The 17,031-nt window shown below is 60.1% G+C and carries 16 protein-coding genes; 10 read left to right on the top strand and 6 right to left on the bottom strand.

Going from position 1 to position 17,031, the window contains the following annotated elements:
* The first annotated feature begins 78 nt into the window (after positions 1-78).
* Positions 79-495, top strand: a complete 417-nt coding sequence (locus tag LC354_RS06420; RefSeq protein WP_223422150.1) for a VOC family protein — start codon at positions 79-81, stop codon at positions 493-495.
* A 152-nt stretch (positions 496-647) separates the two neighbouring features.
* On the opposite strand, the gene LC354_RS06415 is transcribed toward LC354_RS06420, so the two are convergent.
* The 6 genes from LC354_RS06415 to LC354_RS06390 form a co-directional block, all read right to left on the bottom strand.
* Complete coding sequence (locus LC354_RS06415; RefSeq protein ID WP_223422149.1) at positions 648-1,808, bottom strand: alpha-hydroxy acid oxidase; 1,161 nt, start codon at positions 1,806-1,808, stop codon at positions 648-650.
* Complete coding sequence (locus tag LC354_RS06410; RefSeq protein WP_223422147.1) at positions 1,808-2,551, bottom strand: SDR family oxidoreductase; 744 nt, start codon at positions 2,549-2,551, stop codon at positions 1,808-1,810. The genes LC354_RS06415 and LC354_RS06410 overlap by 1 nt, the downstream gene beginning before the upstream one ends.
* A gap of 9 nt (positions 2,552-2,560) precedes the next feature.
* Entirely contained in the window at positions 2,561-3,325 is a 765-nt protein-coding gene (locus LC354_RS06405) for an SDR family oxidoreductase (RefSeq protein ID WP_223422160.1), read from the bottom strand.
* A 2-nt stretch (positions 3,326-3,327) separates the two neighbouring features.
* Complete coding sequence (locus LC354_RS06400; protein WP_223422145.1) at positions 3,328-4,626, bottom strand: M24 family metallopeptidase; 1,299 nt, start codon at positions 4,624-4,626, stop codon at positions 3,328-3,330.
* Between the two features lie 64 nt (positions 4,627-4,690).
* Positions 4,691-5,500: an SDR family NAD(P)-dependent oxidoreductase gene (locus LC354_RS06395; protein ID WP_223422143.1), complete on the bottom strand. Its 810-nt coding sequence runs from the start codon at positions 5,498-5,500 to the stop codon at positions 4,691-4,693.
* A gap of 21 nt (positions 5,501-5,521) precedes the next feature.
* Positions 5,522-7,267, bottom strand: coding sequence for an ABC transporter substrate-binding protein (locus LC354_RS06390; RefSeq protein ID WP_223422158.1), 1,746 nt, complete (start codon positions 7,265-7,267; stop codon positions 5,522-5,524).
* Between the two features lie 290 nt (positions 7,268-7,557).
* Between LC354_RS06390 and LC354_RS06385 the strand changes: the two genes are divergently transcribed.
* The 9 genes from LC354_RS06385 to LC354_RS06345 all read left to right on the top strand — a co-directional run bounded on the left by LC354_RS06385 (position 7,558) and on the right by LC354_RS06345 (position 16,985).
* Complete coding sequence (locus LC354_RS06385) at positions 7,558-8,514, top strand: sugar ABC transporter substrate-binding protein (RefSeq protein WP_223422156.1); 957 nt, start codon at positions 7,558-7,560, stop codon at positions 8,512-8,514.
* A gap of 79 nt (positions 8,515-8,593) precedes the next feature.
* Positions 8,594-9,391, top strand: a complete 798-nt coding sequence (locus tag LC354_RS06380; protein WP_223422141.1) for an SDR family oxidoreductase — start codon at positions 8,594-8,596, stop codon at positions 9,389-9,391.
* A 63-nt stretch (positions 9,392-9,454) separates the two neighbouring features.
* Positions 9,455-10,429 carry an ABC transporter permease gene (locus LC354_RS06375; protein WP_223422140.1) on the top strand — a complete coding sequence of 325 codons (975 nt, stop codon included), beginning with the start codon at positions 9,455-9,457 and terminating at the stop codon, positions 10,427-10,429.
* A 10-nt stretch (positions 10,430-10,439) separates the two neighbouring features.
* A complete protein-coding gene (locus LC354_RS06370) occupies positions 10,440-11,441 on the top strand; it encodes an ABC transporter permease (RefSeq protein WP_223422138.1) in 1,002 nt (333 codons plus the stop codon).
* The gene (locus LC354_RS06365; RefSeq protein ID WP_223422137.1) at positions 11,438-12,943 is read left to right on the top strand and encodes a sugar ABC transporter ATP-binding protein; all 1,506 of its coding nucleotides are present in this window, start codon (positions 11,438-11,440) and stop codon (positions 12,941-12,943) included. The genes LC354_RS06370 and LC354_RS06365 overlap by 4 nt, the downstream gene beginning before the upstream one ends.
* Positions 12,943-13,812: an NAD(P)-dependent oxidoreductase gene (locus LC354_RS06360; protein WP_223422135.1), complete on the top strand. Its 870-nt coding sequence runs from the start codon at positions 12,943-12,945 to the stop codon at positions 13,810-13,812. The genes LC354_RS06365 and LC354_RS06360 overlap by 1 nt, the downstream gene beginning before the upstream one ends.
* A complete protein-coding gene (locus LC354_RS06355; RefSeq protein WP_223422133.1) occupies positions 13,809-14,519 on the top strand; it encodes a ThuA domain-containing protein in 711 nt (236 codons plus the stop codon). The genes LC354_RS06360 and LC354_RS06355 overlap by 4 nt, the downstream gene beginning before the upstream one ends.
* 34 nt (positions 14,520-14,553) lie before the next feature.
* Positions 14,554-15,408, top strand: coding sequence for a fumarylacetoacetate hydrolase family protein (locus LC354_RS06350; RefSeq protein WP_223422131.1), 855 nt, complete (start codon positions 14,554-14,556; stop codon positions 15,406-15,408).
* Positions 15,409-15,995: 587 nt separating this feature from the next.
* Positions 15,996-16,985 (top strand): tripartite tricarboxylate transporter substrate binding protein, encoded by a 990-nt coding sequence (locus LC354_RS06345; RefSeq protein ID WP_223422129.1) that lies wholly within the window; start codon positions 15,996-15,998, stop codon positions 16,983-16,985.
* Positions 16,986-17,031 lie beyond the last annotated feature (46 nt).

Below are 17,031 nucleotides of genomic sequence, written 5' to 3'. Positions count from 1 at the left end.
AAGGCCTATATCAAATGGGAATGCCAGGATGCGTGATCATGCCAAATCCGAATTTCCAGACGTGGGGTTGCTCAATCCATGATTGCATACGTTACCGTCGGTGCTGATGACATCGCTCGGGCGAGACGATTTTACTCCGCTTTTCTGCCGACCCTGGACTACGGGCTCGAGGAAGGCCCTGAGGGCCTGAGCTATGCACTGCCCGTCGCGCCGGGTCGGTCTCCCGTCCTGCCGGATTTCTACGTGAAACCGACCTTCGACGGCCGACCGGCGTCGGCTGGAAACGGCGCGATGGTCGCATTTGAGGCGCGCAGTCAACGCCAGGTGCGCGACCTTCATGCCGCAGCACTTGTCGCGGGCGGCACGGATGAGGGCCAGCCGGGTTTCCGCCCGTCCTATGGCCCTCATTTCTATGTGGGCTACCTTCGTGACCCTCAAGGCAACAAGATCGCACTGTTTTCCAGCGATCCAAATGAGCCCGGACGCGACGACTAGCACGGCCCACCAAAGTGCAGGTGTCAGGACGTCGTCAAGTTTCTTGCGCAAAACACCTGCGGAGGGTTCGTGAATACGGTCTTTTCATCCATGACGGCGTCCCGCCACCAATCTGCATCGTATCTCGCCCCAATGGCGGAACCGGGCGCACTTCAGTGCGGGCCGGAGCCGCTTTGGCGGAATGTGCTCAGCTCGGATTTTCCGACATCCCGGAAAGACGGGACGCCGAGTTGACCCAGGGCACGGATCAATTCCAATTGCAAGATCTCGAAGGCGCGTTCGGCTCCGGCCTGGCCTCCGGCGCCGACGCCATAGGCCAGACCCCGTCCCGCAAAGGTGAAATCCGCGCCGAGCGCCTTGGCCCGCAAGATATCCGCGCCGCGGCGAATGCCGCTGTCGAGAATGATCTTCATGCGTCCATCGACGACGTCGGCAATGGCTGGCAGTGCTTCGATGGTTGGCGGACCAAAGGCAACCTGTCGTCCGCCGTGGTTGGAGACGACGATGCCATCACAGCCCAGTTCCGCACATTTTTCCGCGTCTTGGGGATGCAGGATGCCTTTGACAAGCAATTTGCCCTTCCATCGGGTGCGCAGGCGTTTCAAGTCGTCCCATGTGAAGCCCGGTGTGATCAGGGTTTTCTGGACGTCGGCATAGGAGGTGGCGCTTTGCAGGAGATCGGCATAGTTGGCCACGTTCGGTGTGCCGTGGCGCAAACTGGTGAGCGCCCAACGCGGATTGAGCGCGCATTGCAGCACAACTTCGGGCGTGAAACGGAACGGCACGGCGAGTTGATTTCGGATGTCGCGATCGCGCTTGCCCGCGGCGGGCACATCTGCGGTCACCATGAGCGTTCCGTAGCCTGCGGCCTCGGCGCGCGCGATCAGGCCGTCCGTCACGTCTGCGTCGCTGGACACGTATAACTGGAACCAGCCATTTCCGTCGGCCGCCTCGGCCAGTTGTTCCAGGGTGGTGGAGGCGGCGGAACTGGCGACGTAGGGGATGTTTTGCGCCTTGCACAGCCTTGCCAGCGTGAGATCGGCATTGGGCCAGAACGCGTTGAGCATGCCGATGGGCGCCATTCCGAAAGGCACGGCATATGTCTGGCCGAACAGCGTGACCTGCGTGTCGAGCGCCGACACATCGACCATGTAGCGCGGCGTCAGCTCCACCTCTTCGAAGGCCGCGCTGTTGCGGCGCAGGTTGCGCTCGTTTTCCGCGCCGCCATCGACGAGATCGAAGGCAAACCGCGGAATGCGTCGTTTGGCCCGAAGTCTGAGATCGTCAATTGATGCGGCGCGGTCCAATCCCATCAGATCGACCACCCGCCATCGACGGCAAAAGCTTGCCCGGTGGTGAAGGCCGACAGGTCGCCTGCGAGATAGCAGACCATGTCCGCGATTTCCTCGGGCTGTCCCAGCCGTCCCATGGGTTGGCGCTCCTGAAACGCGGCAAGGGCCTTGTCGAAATCGCCGGTTGCAGCCAGCCGGTCATTCAGGGACGGGCTTTGGACCGTGCCCGGACAGATCGCGTTGCAGCGGATGCCGTCCTTGACGAAATCTGCCGCGATCGCCTTGGTCATTCCGATAATCGCAGCCTTTGACGCCCCGTACGCGAAACGCCGCGGCGCGCCTTTTTCACTGGAGACGATCGACGCTATGTTGATGACGGAGCCCGATCCGCTGCTGAGCATACCGGGCAAAACGGCCTTGGTGACGCGGAACATCGCGCGGGCGTTCAGGTCAAAGGACCGGTCCCAGACGGCGTCGTCGCAGTCAAGGATGGTGCCATCATGCACCCATCCGGCACAATTGAGCAGGATGTGGACCGGCGCGACCGAGGCGACCAGTGCCTCGACGGCCGCGGAGTCCAGAACATCCAGTTGATGGCCTGTGATATTCGGTGACGTGTCCGCAAGCGCCTGCACTGCGGCGCCGTCGATGTCGGTCGCGATCACATGCGCGCCGCGCGCCGCCATGGCCTCGGCGCTGGACCGACCGATACCGTTCGCCGCCGCTGTGACCAGAGCGGTTTTTCCCGTAAGTGTCTGTTCCATATCTGTTCCTTACCTGGCGAGCCAGCCGCCATCGACGGTGATCACGCTGCCGTGGCAATAATTCGCGGCGTCCGAGGCCAGAAAAACGGCAGCGCCCGCAATTTCTGACGGGTCGGCAAAGCGTCCGGCCGGGATACGGTCGAGCAGCGCCTTCGACCGCTCGGGATCGTCGCGCAGCGCTTGTGTGTTGTCCGTTGCCGTGTAGCCGGGGGCAATGCTGTTCACGTTGACACCGTGGCCCGCCCATTCGTTGCACAAGGCGCGGGTCAGGCCGATCACCGCATGTTTGCTGGACGCATAGGCGGGCACGCGAAGCCCGCCTTGCGTTCCCAGCACCGAGGACACGATCACGATCTTTCCCGCGCCTTGCGCGACCATGCGCTTGCCCGCCGCCTGCGACAGCAACCAGACAGAGTCGAGATTGACCGACAGCACACGCCGCCAGTCTTCCAGGGGCATTTCGGTGCTCTCCTCGCGGTGGATGATCCCGGCATTGTTGACCAGGATATCCAGACCGCCGAGTGCATCGGTGGCAAAGCGCACGACCTCTTCGGCGGCGTCCCGATCCATGCCGTTGAAATCGGCCTTGACGGCGGCACCCTTGACGCCAAGCGCTTCGATCTTCTCCAGGGTCTCTTCGGGCGCGTGGCTGCGATAGGTCAGCGCCACATCGGCTCCGGCGGCGGCAAGGCCAAGGGCAATGCCCTCGCCGATGCCTGTCGCGCCGCCGGTCACCAAGGCCTTTCGACCCGTCAGGTCAAATGGATTGCGCATCATCAGTACCGGTTCGCAATGGGCAATTCTTCGGCGGGGAAGAGCGAGATGACCTCGCAGCCGGTTTCTGTCACCACGACTTCTTCTTCGATCCGTGCGGCGGAATAGCCGTCGGTGGCCGGGCAGTAGGTTTCCAGCGCAAAGACCATGCCGGTCTTGATTTCCATGGGGTGATCCATGCTGACCGCGCGGCTGATGATGGGCCGTTCGTGCAGCGCCAGACCCAACCCGTGACCGAATTGCAGGCCAAAGGCCTGATCCTCGTTCGCAAAGCCGAGGCTTTCGGCCGTGGGCCAGACCTCAGCGACCTTGTCGGTGCTGACACCCGGCTTGATCATGGCGATGGAGGCGTCGATCCATTCGCGGGCCTTCACATAGGCGTCGTTCTGCGATGGCGTCGCGCGCCCGACATTGAAGGTCCGGTAGTAGCAGGTGCGATAGCCTTGGTAGGATTGCAGGATGTCAAAAAAGGCCTGGTCACCGGGGCGGATCAACCGATCGGTAAAGTTATGCGGGTGCGGATTGCACCGCTCGCCGGAAATGGCGTTGATCGCTTCGACGTCGTCCGAGCCCATCTCATAGAGCATCTTGTTGCTGAGCGCGACGATATCGTTTTCGCGGATGCCCGGTTTCAGTTCCTCATAGATCATGTGGTAGACGCCATCGACCATGGACGCTGCCTGGGTCAGCAACTGGATTTCGTCCCAGTTCTTGATTTCGCGCGCTGCCAGCATGATCTGCTGGCCGTCGACCACGTTCAGACCTTCTTCTTGCAGGGCGTGGAACATGGCCGTTTCGGCATAATCCACACCGACCGGCATGTCGCCCATGCCCGCATCGCGGATCAATCCTGCGATCTGCTTGGCGTATTTCTTCATCAGACCGAATTCAGGCGGGATGGTGCCGCGCATGCCGACCACACCGGCCAGACAGTGGCTGGGCTCGAGCCAGTCGGAATGACGTTTGTGGTGCTCCGCTGCGGAGCCGAAATCCCAAACATACGGAGAGTCGTCGCCTGTCAGCAGGCAGAAGCGGCACATCTTGTCCCGTTCCCATTCGCCGATCTTGGTGGCGCTGACATACCGGATGTTGTTCACGTCGAACAAGAGCAGCGTGCCCGCATTCGAGGCCTGGAGCGACTGGCGCGTCCGGGCGAGGCGATAGCGCCGCAGGCGGTCGTGATCGACCCGACGTTCGAAATCGACGGAGCTGTGACCCCAGGCCGGCAGTCTTTCGCGCCATTCCCAATTGGGTTCAAGGTCTTGAGGTGTCAGCAAGTTCGGCATTAATGCGCGTGACATGAGAGTCTCCTTCGGGCTGCGATTGCGACCCGTACAAAAGGTGAATTTAGACGAGTGCAGGGCGTTACTGGATGCACCAGCCGCCATCGATGTGAACCATCTGACCCGTCATGTAGTCGCTGTCGTCAGACGCGAGGAAGGACGCGGTGCCCGTGATGTCTTTGGGATAGGACACGCGCTTGATCTGAAGCGCGTCCCGCACGATATCATCATAGGCCTGGCCTTCACGCTCCTTGAACCCGATATCAACGAGGTCCTTGTCGAGTTGCTCCCAGAGCGGGGTCACCACGACGCCGGGCGCATAGCCGTTGACGGTGATGTTGTGTTCGGACAAGCCGAGCGCGCCGCAATGGGTCAGCGCAAGAACACCGTATTTCGACGTGCAGTAGACGGTCACATCCAACAGCGGTTTGCGTGATGCGATCGAGCCCACGTTGATGATCTTGTAGGGGTGATCCTCCATCGGCCCCTGGGCGATCATCTGCCGGGCGGTTTCCTGCATTCCCAGCCACATCGCCTTGGTGTTGACGTTCATGATCATGTCCCAGTTGTCTTCATCGATATCCATGAAGAACCGGGGCTTGTTGAGACCAGCGTTGAACAGGCCGACATTGATCGAGCCAAACGCCACGACGGTGGCGGCCACGGCGGCGGCATTGTCTTCGCGCTTGGTCACGTCCATCTTGGCTGCGACGGCCTGGCCGTTTCCGGCGGCATTGATCTGGTCGGCCATCTTTTGGGCCTCATCCAGATCAAGATCTCCCAGGCACACATTGGCCCCCTGCGCGGCAAAGCTTTCGGCGTTGGCAGCACCCATGCCGCGCGCAGCGCCGGTGATGAGAATATTTTTACCTTTTAATCGGTTGGGGTCCATGATCTCTCCTCCTCAGATAGTTTATGTTCCGGTTGATCGGATAAGCGCATCGGCCCGGGCCTGCGCGGTGCGCAATGCGTCGCGGGGGGATGTGATCCCGCGCAGCATGTCGTGAAACTCCTCGCCGCAAATCTGTATGATGCCGCCAATTTCCGGCACCGGCGGGCGTGGCCAGAATTGCAGTTCGTCGCGCCAGGACATCGCGTCCACCGCCTCGAAAATCGATGACAGGCGACGCACTTCGGGATCCGAGGCGACGGAGTAGCGTGGATTGGTCCGGCTGCCATTTTGCACATACAGCTTTTGTGCCTCGGGCGACGTGAACACGCTGAGCGCCTCGACAGCGGCGGGAATGCGGTCGGCGGGCAGGTTCGCGGGAATGCCCATGGCAAACCCTCCGACGGGTGCGATCGGGCGGCCTCCGGGCCCTGCAGGATGCGGCAGGTAGCTGGTTTGCCCGTGGGCAGGCGAGTTCTCGTCGAGCTCGAAATAAGGGGCGAGCAAAGTGTACCCATACGCCATGGCGATGCTGCCCTCGGCATAGGGACGAATTCGCTCGTACCAGGACATCGACAGGATTCCGGGGGGCGAATAGCGGAGAAGTTCCAGAAGAAATTCGGCCGCGCGCAGGCCAGCTTCGGTGTCGATGGTCGCGCGGTAGCCGCCCCTGGACAAATGATCGGTATCGAAACCGCCTGCCATTTCGGGCAAGTCCAGAACGGGTTGGCCGAAATCGGCCAAGGTCATCAGCACGGTGTGGCCAAGGGCTGTTCCGCGCGCGGCGTTCCAGGCAATGCCGTGCCGCCCATGGCGCGGGGAATGCAGTTGTCTCGCGGCCTCCAGCAGTTTCTCCGTCGTCGATGGGGCTTCGAGCCCGGCCTCGGCAAACAGATCGTGGCGGTAAAACAGCAACTCAGGCGTGGTTTGCGCGGGGACGACATAGGCGCGTCCGCCCCAATGGGCCGCCTTCCAGCCGGCGGTGTGAAAATCCGCCGGATCAAGGCGTTCAATTTCCATCACCTGATCAAGGGGCATCAGGACGTTCCGGGTCGCAAACTCGCCAATCCATGGCAGGTCAACGGCGATGATGTCGTAGCGGCTTGTCGCGCGCTCGGCATTGCGAAGCGCTTCTTCGCGCAACCGGTCAATGGAGAAGGCCCGCTGCGAGATGTTGTTGCCGATCACTTGTTCGAACTGCCGCTTCAGGCGGTCCATGACCATGAAGGTCGGATCACCGTGCACCAGCACCCTCAAGCCGCCGGCCAGCTTGAGAGGCTGGGGAAGGACGGGCAGGGGAGGGATCGACTGCGCAGCCTTGTAGCTGCCGCCAAAATAGTAATCCTGTGCTTCTTCGGTTTGTTCAACGCCGCCGAATTCGGTCTCGGCAAGGCGGCGGAGGCGGCCTGAGAGTTGCATCCATTGATCCAGCAATTTGTCGCTGGGGTGCATTGAAAACGTCTTGCCGGATTTGGTGCGGGGGCGCTGTTCGATCAGGCCGCTGTCCACCATTTCCTTGAGCCTGCGCGTCGCTGTGGCATAGGGCACGTGGCTCGCCCCGATCAGAGAGGTCGGGGTGACGGTGCGGGCCTCGAAATGGCCGCGCAGCAGATGCACCATCATGCGCAGGTGCGCGTTCGGTGCGACAATCTCCAGTGTGGATTCAAGCTCGCCGTTGAAGTTTTCCAGAAAGGACAACGCGCCAAGCGCTTCGGTTTGAACCGGAAGCGCCTTTAGAGTATTGCGTGATTGTCTGTGCATGGCGTTCATCAAGTGCGTGGGCCTTCGTCCCTTGTCATGTCGCAAAACATCTGAGTTGGTATCGAAATTGGATGTTTGGTTTTTCTTCACGGCAGACACTCCGACAATGTTCATTCTGGATGCTATACCGTAGACGTAAAATATCCGAATTGGATGAAAAATTATTCATTTCGGATTATTTTGTTGCGACGTCGATCGGGCAATGCCGCCATGGTAACATCAGATCGCCGGAGAAGCCGGTCGACAGGCAAGCGCCCGGGAGGGGTGCTTGTAACAAAGATCACCGGGAGGAGACCCAAATGACACTTCGCACGACACTTATTGCATCGACCGCCATCGCCTTTGCTGGCGCAGCATTTGCTGACGGTCATTCGCCAATGAAAATTGGGATCACGCAGAACAACGTGGGCGTCGACAGCTACCAGACCACCTACGAAAAAGCGTTCATCGCCGCGGCGGAGGCCAACGACAAAGTTGAATCCGTCGTCCTTGATGCCGGTGGCGATGTCGCCCGCCAGATCGCCCAGATGGAAGACCTCATCCAGCAGGAAGTAGATGCCATCATCATCTGGCCAACCAACGGCGAGGCCGTGATCCCTGCGGTCCGCAAGGCGCACCAGGCCGGTATTCCGGTCATCGTAACGAATTCGAACATTGCCGAAGCCGGCTTTGACTTTGTCAAATCCTTCTCCGGTCCGGACAACATCACGCAAGGCGCGCGGTCGGCCGAGATCATGTGCGACAAGTTCAAGGACATGGGCATCGAGAACGAGGCACAGGTCGTGCACATCACCGGGCAGCCCGGTTACACGACCGCCATCGAGCGCGCCAAGGGCTTTGAGGATCGTTTGCCCGAGGTGTGCCCGAGCGTCACAGTCGTCGACACCCAGCCGGGTGACTGGAACCGCGAAAAATCGCAACAGGTGATGGAAGCGTTTCTGGTGAAGTACGACGACATCGACGGCGTTTATGCCGGTGATGACAACATGGGTGTTGGTGCGCTGAACGCAGCCAAGGCTGCGGGCCGTGACGGCATCATTTTTGTAGGCGCCACGAACTTTGCAGTGGGCTACGAGGCGATGGCCGCAGGCGATTACTGGGGCTCGATCTACCAGTCGCCGGTGGATGATGCCGAGGCCGCTCTGCAAACCGCGATCGACGTGTTGAGCGGTGCAGATGTCCCATTCCTGAACTACTTCGACACGCCGAAGATCACCCAGGACAACATGGGCGATTATACCAAGCCTGTCTTCTAAGGCTCCTCCCGGATGCGGGGCACGGCTTGTCTGTGTCCCGCGTTTTTCTACCAAAAGGACTATCAAGGGAGGGTGCGTCATGGGACGTGTCGCAGATCGTGTTTGCATCGTAACGGGCGCAGCGCAAGGCATTGGGCGCGCTATCGGAGAGGCGCTGCTTGATGAAGGCGCGAAAGTTTGTTTCGCAGATATCAATGCCGACAAGGTCGCCGAGGTTGCGGAAGCCAATCGCAGCCGACGGAACGGTCAGGCAGGCGACATAACATCCCATCAGGTTGACGTCACAGACCGGGCGCAGGTCCGGGCAATGATCGCGCATACGGTGGATACCTTTGGCCGACTTGACGTGAAGTTCAACAATGCCGGCGTGAACAAACCCATGAACTTCCTCGATGTGACCGAGGACAACTGGAATTTCATCATGGGCGTCAATGGTCTTGGCTGTATGATCGGCATGCAGGAAGCCGCCCGGCAGATGATTGCACAAGGCGGCGGTGGCAAGATCATCAACACGGCCTCCATTGCCAGCCGTCAGGGCTTTGACAACGTTGCACCTTATTGTGCGTCCAAATTTGCCGTAGTCTCGTTGACCCAATCCGGCGCCCGGGATCTGGCGAAACATGACATTACGGTTACGGGCTTTGCGCCCGGTGTTGTGGCGACCGAGATGTGGGATCAGGTCGACAAAGACTTGTTGGAGATCGGCGCGTCCGATCGTCCGGGGCAGGCGATGGAAGAGTTTTCGGCCGAGATCCTGAAAGGGCGCGTGGCCAAACCTGCGGATATCACCGGGACGACGACATTTCTGGCGTCCCAAGACAGCGACTACATGACTGGTCAGATCGTCATGATCGATGGCGGTATGACTTTGGTCTGACACGATAGAACGTGCGCGATACGCCGCCAGCAACAGCAGGCCGGCGACCTTAGGGAGGGGAACATGGCGACATTGACCAAACAGCAGATCGGGAGCGTTCTGGCCAAGCAAGGCATATTGATTGCCTTCGTGGTCTTCATCATCGCATTTACGATCGCGAACCCCAGGTTCCTGAGTCCGGACAACATCCTGAGCGTTGTGCGGTCTTCGGCCATTCTGGGCGTCATGGCGCTGGGTGTGACCTTTGTGGTCATCAGCGGCAATCTGGACCTGTCGGTAGGGTCGATGATGTCCTTCTCGACCATCGTCGTTCTGGATCTGCACGACAAGATCGGACCGGCCATGGCGATCCCGGTCATGTTCGCCATGACGATTGCATTGGGGGCGCTGATCGGGTTTCTGGTGGGGTATCTCAAACTCAATTCGCTGATTGTCACCCTTGGAATGCTATCAGCCATCCATGGGCTGACGCTGACCTATTCGGGTGGCCAGAACATGGACATCGCCGACAAGGAAGGCACCTGGTTCAGCGTGTTCGGCCAGGGAACCGCAATGGGCATTCCGGTGCCCATCCTGATCTTCGTGGCACTGGCGGCGTTGTTGGGGTTGGTTCTGTCCAAGACGGCCTTTGGCCGCAAGGTCTACGCAGTCGGCGGAAACGGCACCGCAGCCACCTTTTCGGGTATCCGCCGCGCGCGCACCGTTTTCCTCTGCTACATCATGTCGGCGACCTGTGTGGCGACCGCGGGTCTGATCCAGGCCAGCCGGTCACTGGGGTCGCAAAACACCGTGGGGCAGGGATTGGAACTGGAGGTTCTGGCCGCCGTGATCCTTGGCGGCGCATCGCTGCTGGGCGGATCCGGCACCATTTTCAAGACCGTCATCGGCGTTCTGATTCTTGGCTTCATTCAGAATGGTCTGCTGCTCATGGGGCTGCAATTCTACGTCCAGTTCATAGTGACCTGGGTCATCATCATCCTTGCTGTCTGGCTCGATATTGCGGCCAAACGTGGCAAGCTTTGGTCACCAATCGCGTAAGGAGGATGTCATGAAACCGGGTACACTGTCCAAATCCCTGAAAAGCGGCGCGATCTGGGGCTTCATCGTGCTGGAACTCATCTTCTTCAGCATTGCGGGTGAATTCCTGTCTCTGTCGGACAAGGCGTTCATGGATTGGGAGAACATGCTGCTGCTGCTCAAGCAGTCCGCCCCGATCGGCATCATCGCCATGGGCATGACCATCGTGATGGTCAACGGCAATATCGACCTCAGCGTGGGCGCAACATTTGCCATCGCGGCCATCGTGCTGCTGGACAGCATGACGTGGCCCATCTTTGCGGGCCTTGGCGACTGGGTGATCCCGGTGGCGTGGTTGCTGGCTCTGGCGGTGGGCGCGATGCTCGGTGCGCTGAACGGATTCATCGTTTGGAAGACCGGGGTGGACGCTTTCATCGTCACGCTTGGCTCCATGCTTGGCTACCGTGGTATCGTCTTCATGTTCAACGGCGAACAGCCGACCAGCCACCTCAACTGGACACTTGTTGACTTTGCCGAAGCCGAGTTTCTCGGGCTTGCGACGGCCTCTTGGTTCCTTCTAGGGGTCACGCTCGTGATCTGGTTCGTGATGGCCAAGACGGTGCATGGTCGCAACGCCTATGCCATCGGAGACAACCGGGAGGCCGCGGTGAATGCGGGGATCCGTGTCGGCCCGCACATGATGATCAATTTTGCCATCATCGGGTTTCTGGCGGCGCTCTCGGCGGTGGTATTCTATTCGGAAAGCGGATCGGTGAACCCGAATGACGGCCAGCTCTACGAGCTTTGGGTGATCACGGCGGTCGTGCTGGGCGGGACCAAGATCACCGGCGGCGCGGGCAGCGTCATCGGCACCTTTGGTGGCGTCATCGCCATTCAGCTGCTGCGCAAAGGGCTGGGCCATATCGGTGCAGACACGTCAACGGTGAACCTTGTGATCGGCCTGATCCTGATCGCCGTGCTCATTCTGGACCGTCAGTTGAACGTCAAGGGCAAAGAGGAGTTGAAGGTATGAGCGATCCGGTTCTGCGGCTTGAAGGTATCGTCAAGACATTTCCGGGCGTGCGCGCCCTCGACGGTGTATCGTTTTCTGTGATGCCGGGCGAGGTGCACGCGCTCATGGGGGAAAACGGGGCGGGAAAATCGACCTTGATGAAGGTGCTTGGCGGCATCCACCAGCCTAATGAGGGCCATATCTTTATGGGCGACGAAAAGGCCGTCATGGCCGGACCGCTGGAGGCCAAGGCGAAAGGGATCGTCTTTATTCACCAGGAACTCAGCCTGGCCGAAGAACTCAGCGTGGCCGAAAACATCTATCTCGGCGAGCTGCCGCGCAAGAGTTTCGGACGCGTCGATTGGTCTACGCTCGAAGAAAACACCAACACGATCCTGAAGAAACTGAACGTGGGTTTCGATGCCACCACACGGGTGGGGGACCTGTCCATTGCAAACCAGCAAATGGTTGAAATCGCCCGCGCCCTGACCGTGGACGCCAAGGCGGTGATTTTCGATGAGCCGACCGCGTCGCTGACCGATGCGGAAAAATCGGTGCTGTTCGATGTCATTGCCGACCTGAAGGCCGATGGCGTTGGAATCATCTACATCTCTCACCGGATGGAGGAGATTTTCAAGATCACCGACCGGATCAGCGTCCTGCGGGACGGCCAATATCAAGGGACGGTAAACACCAGGGACTCGAACGAGGAGTCCGTGACCCAGATGATGATCGGGCGCAAACTGGACCTCAGCCGCAATGCGTCGCATCACGAGCTTGGCGATGTCGCTCTGGAAGTGCGCGGGTTGAGCTGCGGCAAGCTTTACAGCGACATCAGCTTTGAAGTGCGCCGGGGCGAAGTGGTCGGGTTTTACGGACTGGTCGGCGCGGGGCGCACGGAAATTGCCGAGACGCTCTTTGGTCTGCGTGATCCGTCGGGCGGGCAGATCCTGCTCAATGGTGAAGAGGTGCGCATTTCTTCGCCTGCAGATGCCATCGCCCGTGGGATTTCGCTGGTGCCCGAAGACCGCAAGGGGCAGGGCCTGGTGTTGGGCATGAACTGCCGGGACAACATGACGTTGCCGCAGGTCGACGACCTCAAGGCCGGGCCCTTCGTGGCCGAGGGCGCCGAGATTGCGATCTTTGACCAGTATCGGGACCGGCTGGATATCCGTACGCCGGGCTGGAAACAGCAGGTGGGGAACCTGTCGGGCGGCAATCAGCAAAAAATCGTCATCGGCAAGTGGCTGTCGATGCACCCCAATGTTTTGATCGTTGACGAGCCGACACGTGGCATCGACGTCGGCAGCAAATCCGAGATTCACAAACTCTTGCGCGAACTGGCGGCCCAAGGCTACGCGGTGATGGTGATCAGCTCCGAGATGCCCGAGGTGCTGCATGTCTCCGACCGGACCGTTGCCATGTATTCGGGGCAGATCATGCGCACCTTTACCTCGGATGAAGTGACCGAAGACAATCTCATTCAGGCCATTTCCGGGATCAAATCGGGGCAGGCGGCCTGATGCGGATCGGCTTTGCCGGACTTGGTCGGATGGGTGTGCCGATGGTGCACAATCTCGCGCGCGCGGGATTCGATCTGACCGTCTGGAACCGTACGGAAAGCAAGGCGCAGAGCGTTGCGGACGAAGTCGGCTGCAAGTTGGCTCTCACGCCCCGCGCGCTCGCGGACGCCTCGGATGTGGTGGTCACGATGTTGGCCGATGACGCGTCGTCAGCGGCTGTGCACATGGGCGCTGACGGGATATTCGCGGCAACGGGCAAGCGCCATGTGGTCGAGATGGGCACGATGAGCCCGGACCATATCAAGGATTTGGGTGCTGCCGCCCCGGCCGGGGTCACGATTGTCGACGCTCCGGTGTCCGGCGCGACACAGGCGGCGGCTGACGCGCATCTGCTCATCATGGCTGGTTGCACACAAGACGCCGCAACGCCTTTGGTTTCGCTCTTTGATGCGATGGGCAAACAGACGATTTACCTTGGTACTCTTGGCAGCGGTGCGATCATGAAGCTGGCGGTCAATGCGCTGATCCATGGTCTCAATCAAACGGTTTCCGAGGCGCTGACACTGGTCGAAGCTGCCGGAATTTCGACGCAGACCGCCTTTGATGTGATCGAATCCAGTGCGGCCGCAGCGCCGATGCTGAAATATCGCCGCCCGCTCTATCTGGATGAGGCCGCACATGACGTCACCTTCACGGTGTCGCTGGCCTGCAAGGACATGGAAGTGACGGCCGCTCTGGCCGAACAGCTTGGCGTTGCGCTGCCGCAGGGACGCGAGACGCTCTCGCGCTTGCGCGCCGCCGAAGCATGCGGCTACGGGTCGCGCGATATGGCGGCGATGCTCAATTACATGCGAAGGTGCAAGATATGAAAGCGGCTCTCTTTGTCGGTGGCTGGGAAGGCCACGCGCCCATGGACTTTGCCGACTGGTACAAGGCCTTACTCGAGGACAACGGGTTTCATGTCGATGTCTACGACACGATGGAGCCCCTTGAACGGCCCGAGGATCTGGCGGATGTCGATCTGATCACGCCGATCTGGTCCTCTGCCCGCTCCGGTCACCGCGAAGAATTCGGCAATATGACCAAGCAGCAGGAAGACGGCCTGCTGAAGCTCATCGGGGATGGCTGCGGAATCGCGGGCTGGCACGGGCATATGGGCGACGCGTTTCGCGACCGGCCCACATATCATTTTCTGATCGGCGGTCAGTTTGTCGCCCATCCCCCCGGCTGGCCGGACAATCTCCAGCAGCGCGAGGACTACATCGACTATGATGTCACGATCTGCAAACCGCACGATCCGATCGTGCAGGGCATCGGCAGCTTCCGCCTCACGTCGGAACAGTATTACATGCTGGTGGACCCCTCCAACGATGTGCTGGCGACCACCACGTTTTCCGGCGACCACCTGTGGTGGATTGAAGGCACGGTGATCCCGGTCGTCTGGACACGGCGCTGGGACAAGGGGCGCGTGTTTTATTGCTCCATCGGCCACGAACTGGACGATCTCAAGGTTCCGCAGGTCACCGAAATCATCCGCCGCGGCAGCCTTTGGGCCGCCGCAGGCACTTCGAAATGAAGAAAAACGCACTTTTTGCAGGTAAGGAAGACAGATGAAACTTCTCCGTTATGGCGCACCCGGAGCCGAAAAGCCGGGCTTGCTCGACCCAACAGGTCGCGTGCGCGACCTGTCCGGCCGGATCCCGGATGTGTCAGGCGATGCGCTGCGGCCCGTCGGCTTGAAAGCGCTGCGGAACATCGACATCGAGACGTTACCCGTGGTGGAGGGTATCCCTCAGGAAGACCTCCGGCTGGGGCCTTGCGTCGGCAATATCGGCAAATTCGTCTGCATCGGTCTGAACTACGCCGATCACGCCGAAGAGGCCGGGATGCCGATCCCGGAGGAGCCGATCATCTTCAACAAGTGGACCTCCGCCATTGTCGGTCCGAACGATCCGATCCAGGTGCCGCGCGGGTCGCAGAAAACCGATTGGGAAGTCGAACTGGGCGTCGTCATCGGCGAGCCGGGGTCCTATATCGACGAAGCGGACGCAATGAACCATGTCGCAGGCCTTTGCGTCATCAACGATGTCTCCGAGCGCGCGTATCAGCTTGAGCGCGCAGGCACTTGGGACAAGGGCAAGGGCTGCGATACCTTCGGGCCGACGGGGCCGTGGCTCGTGACGATGGATGAGATCCCCGATATCGACGCGTTGGATATGTGGTTGGATGTGGATGGAGATCGTATGCAAACAGGCTCAACCGCGACCTTGATCTTCAAGATTCCGTATCTCGTTTCCTATTGCAGCCAATTCATGAGCCTGCAACCGGGTGACGTCATCTCCACCGGCACGCCTCCGGGCGTCGGTATGGGCCAGTCGCCACAGCGCTACCTGCACGGCGGCGAAGTCGTTACACTGGGAATTGCAGGGCTGGGCGAGCAGAAATCAACGGTTTTGCCCGCCTGACGAGGCGCGAGGAGAACCCTTGGTTCTCAGGACGGCAAAGCGCGGTATTGCTTTGCTGTCCGACGGTTTGGCGTCGCGGTTGCAATGCACGGACAATGCGGCCAGGCCTTCCATCCCTGCGTCGCACGCCCACAAATTCTGGCCGATCAAACCGCAGATGCCCTCGGTCATGTACCGCATTTCAAAGGAACTTTGGTGCCTCGCCTGCGGGTCAAAACGCAAATGACTGCGACGCTTTCGGTAAAACCGGATCGAGCGCGAAAGAATACTCTTTTTTGCGCATAGGACACGCGTCAGTCGTGCTGTCAGCCAGTCTCTGAACTCACCACATACGCGGCATCTGAGGTCTTTGGAGAACCCAGCGGACCCGGATGTGGGGTCGATCACTGTGTATTTCAGGCCGTTCGTTCCCTGTCTGGCTCTGGTTCAAATCGCAACTCTTGAAGGATTCAGGTAATCGTCACCTATGACGAGCCGTGAGGGCGTCCGCCAGTTTTGTTTTTCGCCGAGCCTGATTGACCATGTGCCCCCTTTGGGCAAGTATCGCGTACCAAAAGAAGGGCCGAAATGGCCAAGGGAGTAAAAACATGAAACTTTTCAAAGCCACAATCGCGGCGCTTGCCGTCGCGGCCAGCCCCGCGCTTGCCGAATACCCGGAGCGGGAAGTTCTGGGCGTCGTGATGTGGGGCGCCGGTGGCGCCACCGACACCGTTGCCCGTGCCGTCAACCCGGCCGCCGAAGAGGCGCTTGGCAAGCCTATCGTCGTTCTCAACAAATCCGGCGGTGCGGGTGCGATCTCGACCGCCTTCGTGAACGCCGCTCCGGCGGACGGTTACACGTTCCTCTATGGCGCAGAAAACCCGCAGCTTCACGGCATGATGGGTGTCTCCGACATCGACTACAACGATATGTATCCGATCAATATTCTTGGCCGGGGCGTGGCCGTCATTGCGGTGCCTGCGGACTCCAAATACCAAACGCTCAGCGCGCTGCTGGATGATATTTCCGCCAATCCGGGTGCCATCAAAATGGGATCAACCGGTCCGGGTGGCCTGCCATCGACGATTGCTGCGCTGATCTCGAACGCCACGGATTTCAATGTCACCGCGATTCCGTTCGACGGTGAAGGTCCGGGGCTGACGGCGATGCTGGGCGGCGAGGTTGACTTCATGCCCTCCGGCATCTCGGCGGCGGCCGAGCAAATCAAGGCGGGTACGATGCGTGCATTGGCCGTGGTGAACCCGGAGCCGGTCGACACCTTGCCCGATGTTCCCGCCATCACCGATAGACTCCCGGACATGGACAGGTTCCTGCCTTGGGGTCCATTCTATGGGGTTTTCGTGCGCTCGGAGGTGCCCGATGATGTCAAAGCCACGCTGACCGAGGTTTTTGCGACAGCTGCAACAAATGAGACCTTTCTGGAGCTCATGGCAAATCGCGGCAACGTGGTCATGAACATGAGCGGTCAGGAAGCTGTCGATTTCCTTGCGAAATGGCAGCAAGTCACGGTTTGGGCGCTTCAGGATACCGGTGCCGCCAAGGTCAGCCCCGAAGAATTGGGCATCGCGCGCCCCTGACCCAATAGACCGACCCGCTTATAGTCCAGCGGGTCGGCATCAAGGT

This window comes from Tateyamaria pelophila (genome assembly GCF_019966495.1).
GTDB lineage: Bacteria > Pseudomonadota > Alphaproteobacteria > Rhodobacterales > Rhodobacteraceae > Tateyamaria > Tateyamaria pelophila.
This window is presented reverse-complemented; position numbering and strand designations above follow the sequence as displayed.

Coding starts and splice junctions, on each gene's coding strand:
- LC354_RS06415 (WP_223422149.1), bottom strand. CDS start 1,808: ATGGGATTGGACCGCGCCGCATCAATTGACGATCTCAGACTTCGGGCC.
- LC354_RS06400 (WP_223422145.1), bottom strand. CDS start 4,626: ATGTCACGCGCATTAATGCCGAACTTGCTGACACCTCAAGACCTTGAA.
- LC354_RS06420 (WP_223422150.1), top strand. CDS start 79: ATGATTGCATACGTTACCGTCGGTGCTGATGACATCGCTCGGGCGAGA.
- LC354_RS06360 (WP_223422135.1), top strand. CDS start 12,943: ATGCGGATCGGCTTTGCCGGACTTGGTCGGATGGGTGTGCCGATGGTG.
- LC354_RS06405 (WP_223422160.1), bottom strand. CDS start 3,325: ATGCGCAATCCATTTGACCTGACGGGTCGAAAGGCCTTGGTGACCGGC.
- LC354_RS06355 (WP_223422133.1), top strand. CDS start 13,809: ATGAAAGCGGCTCTCTTTGTCGGTGGCTGGGAAGGCCACGCGCCCATG.
- LC354_RS06380 (WP_223422141.1), top strand. CDS start 8,594: ATGGGACGTGTCGCAGATCGTGTTTGCATCGTAACGGGCGCAGCGCAA.
- LC354_RS06395 (WP_223422143.1), bottom strand. CDS start 5,500: ATGGACCCCAACCGATTAAAAGGTAAAAATATTCTCATCACCGGCGCT.
- LC354_RS06390 (WP_223422158.1), bottom strand. CDS start 7,267: ATGAACGCCATGCACAGACAATCACGCAATACTCTAAAGGCGCTTCCG.
- LC354_RS06370 (WP_223422138.1), top strand. CDS start 10,440: ATGAAACCGGGTACACTGTCCAAATCCCTGAAAAGCGGCGCGATCTGG.
- LC354_RS06375 (WP_223422140.1), top strand. CDS start 9,455: ATGGCGACATTGACCAAACAGCAGATCGGGAGCGTTCTGGCCAAGCAA.
- LC354_RS06410 (WP_223422147.1), bottom strand. CDS start 2,551: ATGGAACAGACACTTACGGGAAAAACCGCTCTGGTCACAGCGGCGGCG.
- LC354_RS06345 (WP_223422129.1), top strand. CDS start 15,996: ATGAAACTTTTCAAAGCCACAATCGCGGCGCTTGCCGTCGCGGCCAGC.
- LC354_RS06385 (WP_223422156.1), top strand. CDS start 7,558: ATGACACTTCGCACGACACTTATTGCATCGACCGCCATCGCCTTTGCT.
- LC354_RS06365 (WP_223422137.1), top strand. CDS start 11,438: ATGAGCGATCCGGTTCTGCGGCTTGAAGGTATCGTCAAGACATTTCCG.
- LC354_RS06350 (WP_223422131.1), top strand. CDS start 14,554: ATGAAACTTCTCCGTTATGGCGCACCCGGAGCCGAAAAGCCGGGCTTG.